The organism is Enterobacter sp. V89_11 (assembly GCF_029967775.1).
Taxonomy (GTDB): Bacteria; Pseudomonadota; Gammaproteobacteria; order Enterobacterales; family Enterobacteriaceae; genus Enterobacter; species Enterobacter ludwigii.
Map to the genome: position 1 here is coordinate 1 of NZ_JASCAN010000003.1, position 14641 is coordinate 14641.

Consider the following 14641-nt stretch of genomic DNA (forward strand, 5'->3'; position numbering starts at 1 on the left):
CATAGTCGGCGTGGCCTGGGCAGTCTACGTGTGCGTAGTGGCGAGTCGGGGTGTCATATTCAACGTGAGAGGTGTTGATGGTGATACCACGCGCTTTTTCTTCTGGTGCGTTATCGATCTGGTCGAATGCACGAGCAGCACCGCCGTAGGTTTTAGCCAGTACGGTAGTGATTGCAGCGGTCAGGGTAGTTTTACCATGGTCAACGTGGCCGATAGTACCAACGTTGACGTGCGGTTTTGTACGTTCAAATTTTTCTTTAGACACGGCTATATTCCTTACTATAGTGCTCTCCCCTTCGGAGAGAGCACGGGACTTAGGTTTTAATCCTGTGGATTACTTACCACGGGCTTCGATAACGGCCTGAGCAACGTTGTTAGGCGCATCATCATACTTCAGGAATTCCATGGTGTATGATGCACGACCTTTGGTCAGAGAACGCAGCTGAGTTGCATATCCGAACATTTCAGACAGCGGAACTTCAGCATGGATCTTAACGCCAGTTACTTCGGATTCCTGACCGCGCAGCATACCGCGACGACGGCTCAAGTCACCGATAACGTCACCGGTGTTCTCTTCAGGAGTCTCTACTTCAACCTTCATGATTGGCTCAAGCAGAACTGGTTTTGCTTTCTTAAAGCCTTCTTTAAAGGCAATAGACGCAGCCAGTTTAAACGCCAGTTCAGAGGAGTCAACGTCGTGGTAAGAACCGAAGTGCAGACGGACACCCATGTCAACAACCGGATAGCCAGCCAGAGGGCCCGCTTTCAGCTGTTCCTGGATACCTTTATCAACGGCTGGGATGTATTCGCCAGGAATTACACCACCTTTGATGTCGTTGATGAACTCGTAACCTTTAGGGTTAGAGCCCGGCTCCAGTGGGTACATGTCGATCACAACGTGACCGTACTGACCGCGACCACCAGACTGCTTAGCGTGTTTACCTTCAACATCGGTAACTTTCGCACGAATCGCTTCGCGGTAAGCAACCTGAGGTTTACCCACGTTCGCTTCAACGTTGAATTCACGCTTCATACGGTCAACGATGATGTCCAGGTGCAGTTCACCCATACCAGCGATGATGGTCTGGTTAGATTCTTCATCAGTCCATACGCGGAATGATGGGTCTTCTTTCGCCAGACGGCCCAGAGCCAGACCCATTTTTTCCTGGTCAGCTTTGGTTTTTGGTTCAACCGCGATGGAGATTACCGGCTCAGGGAATTCCATACGCTCCAGAATGATCGGGTGATCCGGGTCACACAGGGTGTCACCAGTAGTCACGTCTTTCAGACCGATTGCTGCAGCGATGTCGCCCGCACGAACTTCTTTGATCTCTTCACGTTTGTTAGCGTGCATCTGTACGATACGGCCAAAACGTTCACGCGCCGTTTTCACGGAGTTCAGGATGGTGTCACCGGAGTTAACCACACCAGAGTAAACGCGGAAGAAGGTCAGGTTACCCACGAATGGGTCGGTAGCAATTTTGAACGCCAGTGCAGAGAACGGCTCTTCGTCGCTTGCGTGACGTTCAGCCGGAGTATCTTTACCGTCGTCCAGGATGCCGTTGATCGCAGGAACGTCAACCGGGGATGGCAGGTAATCAATTACCGCATCCAGCATCGCCTGAACACCTTTGTTCTTGAATGCAGAACCACAGGTTACCAGGATGATTTCGTTGTTCAGAACACGCTGACGCAGAGCTTTTTTGATCTCTTCTTCAGTCAGTTCTTCACCACCCAGGTATTTCTCCATCAGCTCTTCAGAAGCTTCAGCAGCGGATTCGATCAGGTTCTGGTGCCATTCGTCAGCCAGGTCCTGCATCTCAGCTGGGATATCTTCGTATTCGAAGGTAACGCCCTGGTCTGCATCGTTCCAGTTGATGGCTTTCATTTTCACCAGGTCGATAACGCCAGTGAAGCCTTCTTCAGCACCAATTGCCAGCTGCAGCGGAACAGGGTTCGCGCCCAGACGGGATTTGATCTGACCAACAACTTTCAGGAAGTTAGCACCCATACGGTCCATTTTGTTAACGAACGCGATGCGTGGAACTTTATATTTGTTCGCCTGACGCCATACGGTCTCAGACTGTGGCTGAACACCACCAACTGCGCAATAAACCATTACCGCGCCGTCAAGAACACGCATGGAACGTTCTACTTCGATGGTGAAGTCAACGTGCCCTGGGGTGTCGATGATGTTAACGCGATGCGGTTCGTACTGCTTAGCCATACCTGACCAGAATGCAGTAGTCGCTGCGGAGGTGATAGTAATACCACGCTCCTGCTCCTGTTCCATCCAGTCCATGGTGGCTGCGCCGTCATGAACTTCACCGATTTTATGGTTTACACCGGTGTAGAACAGAATACGTTCGGTAGTAGTGGTCTTACCGGCGTCGATGTGCGCACTGATACCAATGTTACGGTAACGTGCGATGGGTGTTGTACGAGCCATTTGATTCCTCGTTTGTTTCTTTAGGCGTTCAGTTAAGTAACCCAGGACGGGCAGCTTCGCTGAAGCGCCCGCCTGGTGACTAATACTCCGAAGGGATTACCAACGGTAGTGTGCGAACGCCTTGTTGGCTTCTGCCATACGGTGAACGTCTTCACGTTTCTTAACTGCAGTACCTTTGTTTTCTGCAGCATCAGAAAGTTCGTTCGCCAGACGCAGAGCCATGGATTTATCACCGCGTTTACGAGCAGCTTCAACGATCCAACGCATTGCCAGAGCATTACGACGAACCGGACGAACTTCAACTGGAACCTGATAAGTAGAACCACCAACGCGGCGAGACTTAACTTCTACAGTCGGGCGCACGTTGTCGAGAGCGACTTCGAAAGCTTCCAGTTCATTTTTACCAGAGCGCTGAGCCAGGGTCTCCAGCGCGCTGTATACGATTGCTTCTGCAGTAGATTTTTTACCATCTACCATCAGGATATTTACAAATTTTGCCAGCAGTTCTGATCCGAATTTCGGATCTGGAAGAATTTTACGCTGACCAATGACGCGACGACGTGGCATGGGAATACTCCGTTGTTAATTCAGGATTGTCCAAAACTCTACGAGTTTAGTTTGACATTAAGATAAATCAGTTTGGCCTTACTTAACGGAGAACCATTAAGCCTTAGGACGCTTCACGCCGTACTTGGAGCGAGCCTGCTTACGGTCTTTAACACCTGAGCAGTCCAGCGCACCACGAACGGTGTGGTAACGAACACCCGGAAGGTCTTTAACACGACCGCCACGGATCAGGATCACGGAGTGCTCCTGCAGGTTGTGACCTTCACCACCGATGTAGGAAGTCACTTCGAAACCGTTAGTCAAACGCACACGGCATACTTTACGCAGTGCGGAGTTTGGTTTTTTAGGAGTGGTGGTATATACACGAGTACATACGCCACGTTTCTGCGGGCAGGCTTCCAGTGCAGGCACGTTGCTTTTTGCAACTTTGCGCGCACGTGGTTTGCGTACCAGCTGGTTAACTGTTGCCATTAAATAGCTCCTGGTTTTAGCTTTTGCTTCGTAAACACGTAATAAAACGACCTCATACAATATGAGGACGCGAAATTTTAGGGCTACGTCGAAAAGGTGTCAAGAAATATACAGCGATCTCGGATCACCAGTTCATTTGACTGGCGTGCGTCACAGTAAGATTGACGAAATCAGTATAGCCAACCACGTCAATTTTGGCTGAAATTTGACCAGAAAGACCTCGCGCCTCAAGATCGTCTTTCAGCGCAGAGACGGATATGGGGGCATTGCTGAGAATTTCAACGAAACGACTCCCTTCAAGCGCAGCCAGTACGCCATCCTGAATCAGCAGCAGGTCATCACCTTCGCGCAGCATGCTCAGTAATGCGTCGATATCACAATGCCACGGTGAACGGCTCAGGGTATGGAGCATGTCAGCCTCAGAAATTCAGAACAGTGTCGTAATGGGAAAGTTGGTCGCGCAGCGCGTCGGCCGGGAGGAGTGTGACATCCAGCACGAAAGACGTCTTATCGCGCAGACCGCGCGCAGCCAGAGAATCAGCGCAGACAAAAAAGGTTTCAATGTCGTAAAGCGGCAGCACTTTAAAGGTCGCGATGTAATCCCGCGCCAGAATAGCCTGCGGCTGCTGGCCTGCCAGAAGCTGAAACACGCCATCCCCTAAAAAGAAGACACCGATGTCTTCGGTCAGCGCTGATGTTGCGAGCAACGCATCCAGCCCTTCTCTGCCGGACGCACTACCGTGCGGAGCAGATGAAAAAACAAACGCCACGCGTTTCATCAGAATTGCACCACTCTGTCGCAGGTTAACGCAGCCTGTGCCAGTGCGCCCAGACCGCTCAATGTAAACCCCGGCTGCAGGTTGGCCCCTGGCAAGCCAAGACGTTCAGCTTCGGTGGCATCGGTCACGCCGCGACGCAGGGCTGCCGCCACGCAGATATGCAGCGCAACCCCCCTTGTCTCGTTCAGCGTCTGCCAGGCGCGCACCAGATCAAATTCATCGCTGGCCGGTGAGGTAAACTGGTTGGCGTTATACACCCCTTCCCGATAAAAGAAGACGCTCACCAGCTCATGTCCGGCAGCCAGTAACGTATGCGCAAACTGCAGCGCGCTGCTGGCCTGCTGAGTACCATACGCCGGGCCTGTCACCATCAGCGAAAAACGCATTACTTGTCTTGCCCCTGGAAATCACCGCTTTTGAACTGGCGGATGTAGAGGTAGACCGTATGCTTGGAAATGTTCAGGCGATCGGCCACCTGGTTAATGGCGTCTTTGATGTCAAAAATCCCTTTCTCATAGAGATTCAGCACGATCTGACGATTCTTGGCGTTGTTCGATACGTTGCGATCGGCATTCACCTCTTCGATAGTGAACTCAAGCGTCTGCGTCACCAGATCTTCAACCGAGGAGGCAAAGTTAACTGAGGAGCCAACGTCCGGTGTTTCAGGCGGTATGAAAGTGCTCATGATTTGCGAGAACGGCACATCAAGGTTCATGTTGATGCACAACAGACCGATCACGCGATGCTCGCGATTTCGAATCGCGATGGTTTCTGATTTCATCAGTACGCCGCTTTTGGCACGGGTGAAATAACATTTGGAGACGCTGCTGTCCGCGCCGGTCATGTCATGCAGCATACGCAATGCAAGGTCGGTGATTGGCGAACCAATTTTACGGCCAGTATGCTCACCATTAGCAATGCGGATGGCGGAACACTTAAGATCTTGCAGGGAGTGCAATACGATTTCGCAGTGGGACCCAATGAGCATCGCTAACCCGTCCACTACCGCCTCGTAGGATTTCAGAATATCGAAGTCGGTCTGGTCGAAAGGACGTTGATCCAGTAAATCAAGTTCACTGGTTTCGTTGGTTAAAAGCGACCTGGACATGAAAAAAACACTCCTTTTCAGGAGCCTGTCGTTAGGTTTTCAGGGCAGGCTCATTATCTACACGGACAACTAAATTAATACAGCGTGCATAACGCTTTCCAGTGTTAATTATATCTGCCCCACAATAAAAAAAACCGCCGCCTTAAAGGCGGCGGTTTTCATTCCATTACTTCTTCGCGTCTGTCGCAGCTTTCTGTTCTGCCTGCGCTTCTGGTTTCGCATCAGCTTTCGGCGCTGGTTTGATGTCCAGCAGCTCTACGTCAAAGACCAGGGTAGAGTTAGCAGGGATACCTGGAACGCCGGTTTTGCCATATGCCAGATCCGGTGGAATAACCAGTTTGATCTTGCCGCCTTTCTTGATGTTTTTCAGACCTTCAGTCCAGCCTGGGATCACACCATCCAGACGGAAGGAGAGAGGCTCACCACGGGTGTAAGAGTTATCGAACTCTTTACCGTCGATCAGCGTACCTTTGTAGTTAACCACGACAGTATCGCTGTCTTTAGGCGCATCACCGGTACCTTCTTTCTCAACTTTGTACACCAGACCCGTAGAGGAGGTTTTCACGCCCTTCTCTTTAGCAAAGGTATCGCGGTAGGCTTTGCCTTTCGCTTCGTTGTCTTTTGCATCCGCTTCCATCTTAGTCTGAGCGGCACCTTTCACACGTGCTTCGAACGCCTGCAGAGTCTGTTCAATTTCCTGGTCAGACAGTTTGCTCTTATCTGCAAATGCGTCCTGAACGCCCGCGATCAGCTGAGCTTTGTCCAGTTTAATGCCCAGTTTCTCTTGTTCTTTCAGAGAGTTTTCCATGTAACGACCCAGAGATGCGCCAAGTGCGTAGGCGGATTTCTGGTCGTCATTTTTGAACGCCACTTTGCTGTCTGCAGTTGCAGCAGGCTTCGCAGCAGTATCAGCAGCGAAGGACAGCGGCGCGTTCAGCGCAACAGCCATCGTCGTCGCCAGCAGCGTTACTTTAAACAGTGATTTCATCCATATCTCCAGGGCCTGGGGACTCTCACCCCAGCGTTAAACGTAAATGAGTTACGTACTATAAAACGTTGCGGAAGAAATCTACAGACAGACTCTCCCGATTCTCGCCACTTTTCAGACTATTTTTGTTTAAATAAGTTTCTTGCCAAGGGGATAGATACTGAACTTAAGGATAAACTCAGTTAAACTTCGCCGCCGCTGGCCGATTGTGGTTAATGAGATACAACGAGGTGAATGATGAAGGACACAATGTTAGAAGCGAGAATGGCTGAGCTGGAAAGCCGCCTGGCTTTTCAGGACATCACCATCGAAGAGCTAAACCAGACCGTGACCGCACATGAACTGGAAATGGCGAAACTGCGGGATCTCATGCGCCTTCTGACGGACAAACTGAAGGCCACACAGCCGTCACATATTGCCTCTCAGTCAGAAGAGACGCCACCACCTCATTATTGAGGCGTAAAAAAAGCGGGATTATTATCCCGCTTTTTTATTTTCCGCATAACGGAATTAGTGGCAACCGCAGCCGCCGTTACCGCAACCACCTTTACCGTGGTCGTGACCATGGTCGTGATCGTGGCCGTGACCACCGCAGCAGCCGTCGTGACCGTGATCGTGGTCATGGTCGTGACCGTGCGCACCGTGAACGTGGCCATGAGCCAGTTCTTCTTCGGTCGCTTCACGGATCGCAACAACTTCTACGTTGAATTTCAGGTTCTGGCCAGCCAGCATGTGGTTGCCGTCAACCACAACGTGGTCGTCTTCCACTTCAGTGATTTCAACAGGAACCGGACCCTGGTCAGTTTCCGCCAGGAAGCGCATGCCAACCTGCAGTTCGTCAACGCCCATGAACACGTCTTTAGGAACGCGCTGCACCAGGTTGTCGTCGTACTGACCGTAAGCGTCGTTCGCGCCAACAGCAACGTCGAATTTGTCGCCAACGTCGTGACCTTCCAGCGCGTTTTCCAGGCCGGAAATCAGGGAACCGTGACCATGCAGGTAGTCAAGCGGCGCACTCACCGGAGACTCATCAACCAACACACCGTCTTCTGTACGTACCTGGTAGGCCAGGCTGACCACCAGGTCTTTTGCTACTTTCATGATATCTCCTGAGCAAGGGAAAATTGCTGGCGCAGATTGTAGCGGAAATCTGCACCCGTGTACCCTTTAGCTTAAAAAAACTCAGGGCATATCGCTAGTCCGGATGAAAAATCCCGATAACTTGCTCTTCTTTGCGAACATGATCGCGGGCTTCTTTATCCGCCTCGCGCATCTGATGGCCGCACTTAACACACTCTACGACATCAATATTATTTTCCCGCCACATCGCCAGCGTATCTTGCGCCTGGCAGCTCGGGCATTTTGCGCCCGCAATAAAGCGTTTACGTACAGCCATCTTTCGTTACCCTTTATTCAAATTCATCCCAGCCATCGAGCTGGCGTCGTTCCTGTTGCATCTCTCGCTGGAAAATTTCTTCCAGCTCGCGACGCGCTTCCCGCACGCGGGAGATCTGCGCCGTATCAGAGTGTACCGGCATTAATTCGCGCAGCATTCGCATGTCCAGCCGGCGAAAATGCATCTGGGCCCGCTGAGCCTGATGAGGATGCATGCCCAGCGAAATCAGCGCTTTACGTCCCAACTCCAGCGCACTGGAAAATGTCTCACGGGAGAAGTGCTTCACACCTGCCTGCAGCAGTTCGTGCGCTTCAACACGTCCACGCGCACGCGCCAGAATATGCAGATGCGGGAAATGCTGCTGGCACAGTTCCACCAGCTTCATCGTATCTTCCGGATCGTTGCAGGTAATCACGATGGATTCTGCCGCTTCTGCTCCCGCTGAACGCAACAGTTCGAGCTGGGTCGCGTCGCCGTAGTAAACCTTGTAGCCGTATTTACGCATCAGGTTCACCGCGCTGATATCGCGCTCCAGTACCGTAATGCGCATTTTGTTCGCCATCAGCAGACGTCCAATCACCTGCCCAAAGCGGCCAAAGCCCACCACAATCACCTGCGGCTTATCATCCTCCACCCACGGCATCTCATCTTCATCCTCTGTCGGATTTAAACGCCGTGAGAGCAGCTTATCCACCAGCCTGATGAGCAGCGGGGTGGTCATCATCGACAGCGTGACCGTCACCAGCAACAGCGCCATCTGATCGTCTTTAAACAGCTTCTGGGAGGAGGCGGTGGAAAACAGCACGAACGCGAACTCTCCGCCCTGACTTAAGACGCTGGCAAACTGCATGCGCTCGGAACTGCGCAGCCCGTATATCCGTGCCATGACGTACAGCACCAGCGTTTTTACCGCCACCAGCACAACAACGCTCATCACCACCCACAGCAAATGGGTATAGAGCACGCCCAGGTTGAGCGCCATTCCCACCGAAATAAAGAACAACCCTAACAGCAGCCCTTTAAACGGATCGATAGCCGTTTCCAGTTCGTGACGATATTCGCTTTCAGCAAGGAGCACCCCGGCGATAAACGTACCGAGCGCCATCGACAGCCCCAGCGCGTCCATAAACAATGCCGAGCCCAGCACCAGCAGCAGCGTCGCGGCAGTAAACACCTCGCGCACGCCAGAGGCGGCAATAAAACGAAACACAGGACGCAGCAGGAAACGTCCGCCAATCAGCATGCCGGCGAAGGCCAGCACCTTCATGGAGATTTTGACCCAGTCAAAATGATCGTCACCGGAGCCTGCCAGTAACGGCACCAGTGCCAGCGCCGGGATCACGGCCAGGTCCTGAAACAGCAGTACCGAAAAGCCCAGCTGTCCTGCCTCGTTGCGGTTCATCCCTTTGTCACGCATTAACTGTAGCGCCATCGCTGTCGACGACATCGCAAGACCTATTCCGCCGATCACCGCCGCCTGCCACGAGAAGTTGGTCAGCATTAACAGCCCGGCCAGAATCGCGGCACTGAACAAGACCTGCGCCGCCCCCACGCCAAATATCGATCGCCGGAGCTGCCACAGTTTTGACGGGTTCAGTTCGAGGCCAATGATGAACATCAGGAACACTACGCCCAGTTCAGAGAAGTGGAGAATTTCATCCACATCGCTGATGAACCCCAGCCCCCAGGGGCCAATGGCGATCCCGGCCAGCAGGTAGCCCAGCACCGCGCCAATGCCCAGCCGGGCGGCCAGCGGAACCGCCACCACTGCGGCAAATAAAAACAGCACGCCGGCCAGGAGTAAATTCGATCCTTCCATTAGCGACCTCCCGCCGAAATCGGTGATGCCAGCCAATCGCCATACGCTCTGGCGTGGCTCGCCAGCGCTTCAGGCTTCTGGCGACGCGCCCAGTAGACAATAATCGGGCTCATCCAGTGCATGCGGCACATCGCGGCCGTCAGCTCAAACGGCCGCAGGATATCGCTCATGGGATAACGGTTAAGACCGTCGTGGCGGTAAGCGCTCTCTGGCTCACCGGTCGTAATGACACTGCGCCAGTACTTTCCCGCCAGCTGGTTGCCCCCCACCCCGCTGGAGAACCCCCGGCTCAGCACACGGTCCAGCCACTCTTTCAGCAGTGCCGGACAGCTGTAGGTATAAAGCGGATGCTGGAACACAATCACGTCATGCTGACGCAGCAGTTCCTGCTCGTAAGGAATATCAATAAAGAAATCAGGATAGTGCGCGTAGAGATCGTGCACCGTCACATTGCTGAGCTGAGTAGCCGGCTTAAGCAGAACCCGGTTTGCCACCGAGTCCTGAGATTCCGGATGGGCATACAGCAGCAGCACTTTCGCTGTCTGAGACATCACTCCCCTCCCGGTTCTGTTTCTGTTTTTGTGTATCGTCGTTGTTTTGGGCTACCATGGCGGCCCGGTGCGGAAAATGGCCCACACCTTACATTATCATAATGACAAATTAACATAGTCGGAACATACGGCGCTTCTATGATTGTTTTCTCCTCGTTACAAATTCGCCGCGGCGTGCGCGTCCTGCTGGATAACGCCTCCGCCACCATCAATCCCGGTCAAAAAGTGGGTCTGGTCGGCAAAAACGGCTGCGGAAAATCGACCCTGCTTGCGCTGCTGAAAAACGAGATTAGCGCTGACGGCGGTAACTTTACCTATCCGGGCAACTGGCAGCTTGCCTGGGTAAATCAGGAGACGCCTGCCCTGAGCGAACCCGCTCTCGACTATGTTATCGACGGCGATCGTGAATACCGTAAGCTGGAAGCTGAACTGAACGCCGCCAACGAGCGTAATGACGGTCATGCTATCGCCACCGTCCACGGTAAGCTGGACGCCATCGACGCATGGACCATTCGCTCCCGCGCCTCCAGCCTGCTGCACGGTCTGGGTTTCAGCAACGAACAGCTTGAACGCCCCGTCAGCGACTTCTCCGGTGGCTGGCGTATGCGCCTTAACCTGGCGCAGGCACTGATTTGCCGTTCCGACCTGCTGCTGCTTGATGAACCCACTAACCACCTCGATCTCGATGCGGTTATTTGGCTGGAGAAGTGGCTCAAGAGCTATCAGGGCACTCTGATTCTGATCTCCCACGACCGCGACTTCCTCGACCCGGTGGTGGATAAAATCGTTCATATCGAACAGCAAAGCCTGTTTGAATACACCGGCAACTACAGCTCATTCGAGCGCCAGCGCGCGACGCGCCTTGCTCAACAGCAGGCGATGTACGAAAGCCAGCAGCAGCGCGTGGCGCATCTGCAAAGCTTTGTTGACCGCTTCAAGGCAAAAGCGTCTAAAGCCAAGCAGGCCCAGAGCCGCATCAAGATGCTGGAACGCATGGAGATGATCGCCCCGGCGCACGTCGATAACCCGTTCCACTTCAGTTTTCGCGAGCCCGAGAGCCTGCCGAACCCACTGCTGAAGATGGAAAAGGTGAGTGCTGGCTACGGCGATCGCATTATTCTCGACTCCATCAAGCTCAACCTGGTGCCGGGTTCACGTATTGGTCTGCTGGGGCGTAACGGCGCCGGTAAATCGACGCTGATTAAACTGCTGGCGGGCGAGCTTAACCCGGTCAGCGGCGAGATCGGCCTGGCAAAAGGCATTAAGCTTGGCTACTTCGCCCAGCATCAGCTGGAATTCTTACGCGCCGATGAATCGCCCATCCAGCACCTCGCGCGACTGGCGCCGCAGGAGATGGAGCAGAAGCTGCGCGATTACCTTGGCGGCTTTGGCTTCCAGGGCGATAAAGTCACCGAAAACACCGAACGTTTCTCCGGCGGCGAGAAAGCGCGTCTGGTGCTGGCGCTCATCGTCTGGCAGCGTCCGAACCTGCTGCTGCTCGATGAACCTACAAACCACCTCGATCTCGACATGCGTCAGGCGCTGACCGAAGCGTTAATTGAGTTTGAAGGCGCGCTGGTTGTCGTCTCGCACGATCGTCACCTGATCCGCTCCACAACGGACGATCTCTATTTAGTGCACGATGGCAAAGTCGAGCCGTTCGATGGCGATCTGGAAGACTATCAGCAGTGGCTAACGGACGTGCAGAAGCAGGAAAACCAGCCGGACGACTCGTCGAAAGATAACGCCAACAGCGCCCAGGCGCGTAAAGACCAGAAGCGCCGTGAAGCGGAACTGCGTACTCAAACCCAGCCGCTGCGTAAAGAGATTGCCCGTCTCGAAAAGGAGATGGAGAAACTTAACGCTCTGCTGGCTACCGTTGAAGAGAAGCTGGGCGACAGCGGTCTGTATGACCAGAGCCGTAAGGCGGAACTGACCGACTGCCTGCAGACACAGGCGAAGACGAAATCCAGCCTCGAAGCGTGCGAGATGGCGTGGCTGGACGCCCAGGAACAGCTGGAAGCCATGCTGCAGGCCGACTAAATCCCCGGGAGGGTTATGAGTTTCGATATCACGAGCGACATTACATTTCGTAAACTCAGCATCTTCATGACCTTTATGGAGAAGGGCAATATCGCCCGTACCGCCGAAGCGCTTGGCCTGAGCGGCGTTAGCGTGCACCGCGCGCTGCATACTCTCGAAGAAAATGTGCGCTGCCCGCTCTTTACGCATAAAGGTCGCAATCTCATTGCGCTGCCTTCGGCCTGGACGCTGCTGGAATATTGTCAGGAAGTGATGCAGGTAATGGCGCGCGGGCTGGAAGAAGCGCGCAAAACGGCCGGCGTTGGCCAGGGACGACTGCGCGTCGGCACGCTCTACTCGCTGACGCTGGAAACCGTGCCACGCCTGATTATGGGGATGAAACTGCGCCGTCCGGACCTGGAGATGGACCTGACGATGGGCTCTAACGAGACCCTGTTGCGTATGCTGGACGACGGTTTGCTCGACGCCATCCTCATCTCTATTTCCGAAAGCGATATCGATCGCAACAGTCTGGAAGTGCTCCCCCTGTTCCATGACGACATTTTTCTTGCCGCGCCTGCCTCTGCCACGCTGAACACCAGCGGGCCTGCCGACTTACGTGATTACAAAGACCAGAAGTTTGTCGCGCTGTCGGAAGGGTTTGCCACCTACGCCGGGTTTCAGGAGGCGTTTCATATTGCCGGTTTCGAACCGGAAATCGTCACCCGCGTAAATGACATTTTCTCGATGCTGAGTCTGGTGCAGGCGGGCGTGGGCTTTACGCTCATGCCAGGCAGAATGAAGAAAGTGTATGAGAACTCAGTACAGCTACTGAAGCTGGCCCAGCCGTATCAGATGCAGCAGTTGATTGCCATTGTGTTTGCCCGCAACCGCGAGCAAGACCCCAGCCTGCGGGCACTGGCAGCCGAAGGGCGAATGTATGCCCGCAGTATCGCCACCGACCCTGCGCAGACCCTACCGCTGTAGCCGCTTAGCCAGGTGTACCGCCACGTCTACACCACTGCGCTCCAGCGAAACCGACTCCCCTTCCCAGGCCGCCTGACGCGTCAGGCAGGTCAGTACTCCGCCAGGTGGCATTTCAATCGCCAGCCGAGCTTCACGCTCGTTGGCAGAAATCACCGCTTCCTGCCAGCGCACCGTGCGCGCCATATTCATCGCCAGATCGTCCGCGATTTTCTCAGGCGTCCAGAGCACGCGTCCTGTGCTGCCGCTCAGGTAAGCACAGCGCGGGCGTGTGAGCGTGACGGATGTGAATGCCTCCACCAGCTTGTGCGCCGGCTCCGCCAGCAGTTCGCAATGGGAAGGCACGCTGACGGTCAGCCGATGCGCCTTATTAGCCCCTTTTGCCAGCGCGCGTTTCGCCACCTGCCCCATCCCCTCATCGGTGCCGGCGATCACAATCTGCGTTTCCGCGTTCAGATTGGCGATATACGTTCCGGTGCCTTCCAGCAACGCTTCAACCTGAGGCAGGGTCAGCCCCATTATCGCGGTCAGGCCATAACCGTGCGGATAGGCTTGCTCCATGAGATCGCCACGCAGCGCGACCAGCGTCAGCGCGTCGGCAAATTCCAGCGCACCGGCAATGACCGCGGCCGGATACGCGCCAATAGACAGACCGCTGACGATATCCGGTGCCACGCCGCGTTGTTCAAGCTCACGCGCCCAGGCAACACCGGCAATTAACAACGAAAGCTGAACGGCTCGCGTGTGGGTTAACGCTGCCGCGGTATCCAGCATATCGACTTCGCCACCCAATACCTCGCGGGCCTGCTCCAGCGTCGTGCCAGGCAGGTTTTGCAGCATACCGGCATGCTGGGTGCCCTGCCCTGGAAAGGTAAACAGTATTTTCATCACTCCTCCCTGTGCCACGGGTCCGCCACCAGACGTGGCCCACGGCGGGTCTTCAGCAACGTTTTGCCGTCGCGCAGCCACTCCGTCAGCGCAAAGCCGCCTTCAGGGGTGTCGACCTGGGTGTCTGCCCGACATAACGCGCGGCTGAGCTGTGACGCCCAGACACGAAAAGCGTCAGCCGACAGAGGCTGAGGGGCTCGCACCAGCAGATCGAGATCGCTGTCGGCATGAATGACCGGGATACCGGTCGCCAGGGCGTAGCCCGTGCTGCCCGTAATTCCCCACGTCCACGGCCATGACTGCTGAGAAAGTTGCAATGCCACCTGAACCGGTGGCTGAGTCACAAACGGTGAACGCAGAAGATCGGCGGTCACGCTCAACGCCTCGGGTGAGACCACCCGCACGACGTTTTCTGGCTTCACCCAACCGGCCGCCCGCTGGTCGCGGCGTAAACCGCGTACGCCAACGGGAATACGGCCAGCGTTATCAACATCACGCCGCACGACCACCGGTAAACCGGTATGCCATACCGCATCCACCCAGTCGTCAGTGATGCCTTCCAGCGCGTCACGCGCGTTAAGCCAGATGAGGTCGTGAGGGCGTAATGTTGTGGTCATGA

18 protein-coding genes are annotated in these 14641 nt (G+C 54.6%); 3 read left to right on the plus strand and 15 right to left on the minus strand.

Annotated features, from left to right (window positions below):
• The 9 genes from QLG09_RS02915 to fkpA all read right to left on the minus strand — a co-directional run.
• Nucleotides 1–265 (minus strand): GTP-binding protein (locus tag QLG09_RS02915; RefSeq protein WP_000031675.1); only part of this gene is annotated, 265 nt, incomplete at its 3' end.
• Nucleotides 266–334: 69 nt separating this feature from the next.
• Nucleotides 335–2449 (minus strand): elongation factor G, encoded by a 2115-nt coding sequence (gene fusA / locus QLG09_RS02920; protein WP_014171904.1) that lies wholly within the window; start codon nt 2447–2449, stop codon nt 335–337.
• A 96-nt stretch (nt 2450–2545) separates the two neighbouring features.
• On the minus strand, nt 2546–3016 hold the full coding sequence (gene rpsG, locus QLG09_RS02925; protein WP_003861706.1) for a 30S ribosomal protein S7: 471 nt from the start codon (nt 3014–3016) through the stop codon (nt 2546–2548).
• A 96-nt stretch (nt 3017–3112) separates the two neighbouring features.
• Nucleotides 3113–3487 (minus strand): 30S ribosomal protein S12, encoded by a 375-nt coding sequence (rpsL, locus tag QLG09_RS02930; RefSeq protein ID WP_000246815.1) that lies wholly within the window; start codon nt 3485–3487, stop codon nt 3113–3115.
• 124 nt (nt 3488–3611) lie between these two features.
• The gene (gene tusB, locus QLG09_RS02935) at nt 3612–3899 is read right to left on the minus strand and encodes a sulfurtransferase complex subunit TusB (protein WP_014171906.1); all 288 of its coding nucleotides are present in this window, start codon (nt 3897–3899) and stop codon (nt 3612–3614) included.
• A gap of 7 nt (nt 3900–3906) precedes the next feature.
• On the minus strand, nt 3907–4266 hold the full coding sequence (tusC, locus tag QLG09_RS02940; protein WP_049023813.1) for a sulfurtransferase complex subunit TusC: 360 nt from the start codon (nt 4264–4266) through the stop codon (nt 3907–3909).
• Nucleotides 4266–4652, minus strand: coding sequence for a sulfurtransferase complex subunit TusD (tusD, locus tag QLG09_RS02945; RefSeq protein ID WP_049023810.1), 387 nt, complete (start codon nt 4650–4652; stop codon nt 4266–4268). Before tusD ends, tusC begins: the two co-directional genes overlap by 1 nt.
• A complete protein-coding gene (locus QLG09_RS02950; protein ID WP_014171909.1) occupies nt 4652–5374 on the minus strand; it encodes a transcriptional regulator in 723 nt (240 codons plus the stop codon). Before QLG09_RS02950 ends, tusD begins: the two co-directional genes overlap by 1 nt.
• Before the next feature lie 166 nt (nt 5375–5540).
• Nucleotides 5541–6362: an FKBP-type peptidyl-prolyl cis-trans isomerase gene (gene fkpA, locus QLG09_RS02955; RefSeq protein WP_049023808.1), complete on the minus strand. Its 822-nt coding sequence runs from the start codon at nt 6360–6362 to the stop codon at nt 5541–5543.
• Nucleotides 6363–6599: 237 nt separating this feature from the next.
• Between fkpA and QLG09_RS02960 the strand changes: the two genes are divergently transcribed.
• Nucleotides 6600–6818 carry a protein SlyX gene (locus QLG09_RS02960; RefSeq protein ID WP_020884603.1) on the plus strand — a complete coding sequence of 73 codons (219 nt, stop codon included), beginning with the start codon at nt 6600–6602 and terminating at the stop codon, nt 6816–6818.
• 54 nt (nt 6819–6872) lie between these two features.
• Here the strand turns inward: QLG09_RS02960 and slyD are convergent, their stop codons facing one another.
• The 4 genes from slyD to kefG form a co-directional block, all read right to left on the minus strand.
• Nucleotides 6873–7463, minus strand: a complete 591-nt coding sequence (slyD, locus tag QLG09_RS02965) for a peptidylprolyl isomerase (protein WP_014171912.1) — start codon at nt 7461–7463, stop codon at nt 6873–6875.
• 94 nt (nt 7464–7557) lie between these two features.
• Nucleotides 7558–7758 (minus strand): YheV family putative zinc ribbon protein, encoded by a 201-nt coding sequence (locus QLG09_RS02970; RefSeq protein WP_013099038.1) that lies wholly within the window; start codon nt 7756–7758, stop codon nt 7558–7560.
• A gap of 13 nt (nt 7759–7771) precedes the next feature.
• Nucleotides 7772–9577 (minus strand): glutathione-regulated potassium-efflux system protein KefB, encoded by a 1806-nt coding sequence (gene kefB / locus QLG09_RS02975; RefSeq protein ID WP_020884602.1) that lies wholly within the window; start codon nt 9575–9577, stop codon nt 7772–7774.
• Entirely contained in the window at nt 9577–10128 is a 552-nt protein-coding gene (kefG, locus tag QLG09_RS02980) for a glutathione-regulated potassium-efflux system ancillary protein KefG (protein ID WP_020884601.1), read from the minus strand. The genes kefB and kefG overlap by 1 nt, the downstream gene beginning before the upstream one ends.
• A 138-nt stretch (nt 10129–10266) precedes the next feature.
• On the opposite strand from kefG, the gene QLG09_RS02985 reads away from it, so the two are divergent.
• The gene (locus tag QLG09_RS02985; RefSeq protein WP_049023805.1) at nt 10267–12171 is read left to right on the plus strand and encodes an ABC transporter ATP-binding protein; all 1905 of its coding nucleotides are present in this window, start codon (nt 10267–10269) and stop codon (nt 12169–12171) included.
• 15 nt (nt 12172–12186) lie between these two features.
• Entirely contained in the window at nt 12187–13137 is a 951-nt protein-coding gene (locus tag QLG09_RS02990; RefSeq protein ID WP_014171916.1) for a LysR family transcriptional regulator, read from the plus strand.
• Here the strand turns inward: QLG09_RS02990 and mdcH are convergent.
• Nucleotides 13126–14022, minus strand: coding sequence for a malonate decarboxylase subunit epsilon (gene mdcH, locus QLG09_RS02995; protein ID WP_049023803.1), 897 nt, complete (start codon nt 14020–14022; stop codon nt 13126–13128). The two genes, QLG09_RS02990 and mdcH, sit on opposite strands and share 12 nt — an antisense overlap.
• Complete coding sequence (locus QLG09_RS03000) at nt 14022–14639, minus strand: malonate decarboxylase holo-ACP synthase (protein ID WP_025202876.1); 618 nt, start codon at nt 14637–14639, stop codon at nt 14022–14024. The genes mdcH and QLG09_RS03000 overlap by 1 nt, the downstream gene beginning before the upstream one ends.
• Nucleotides 14640–14641 lie beyond the last annotated feature (2 nt).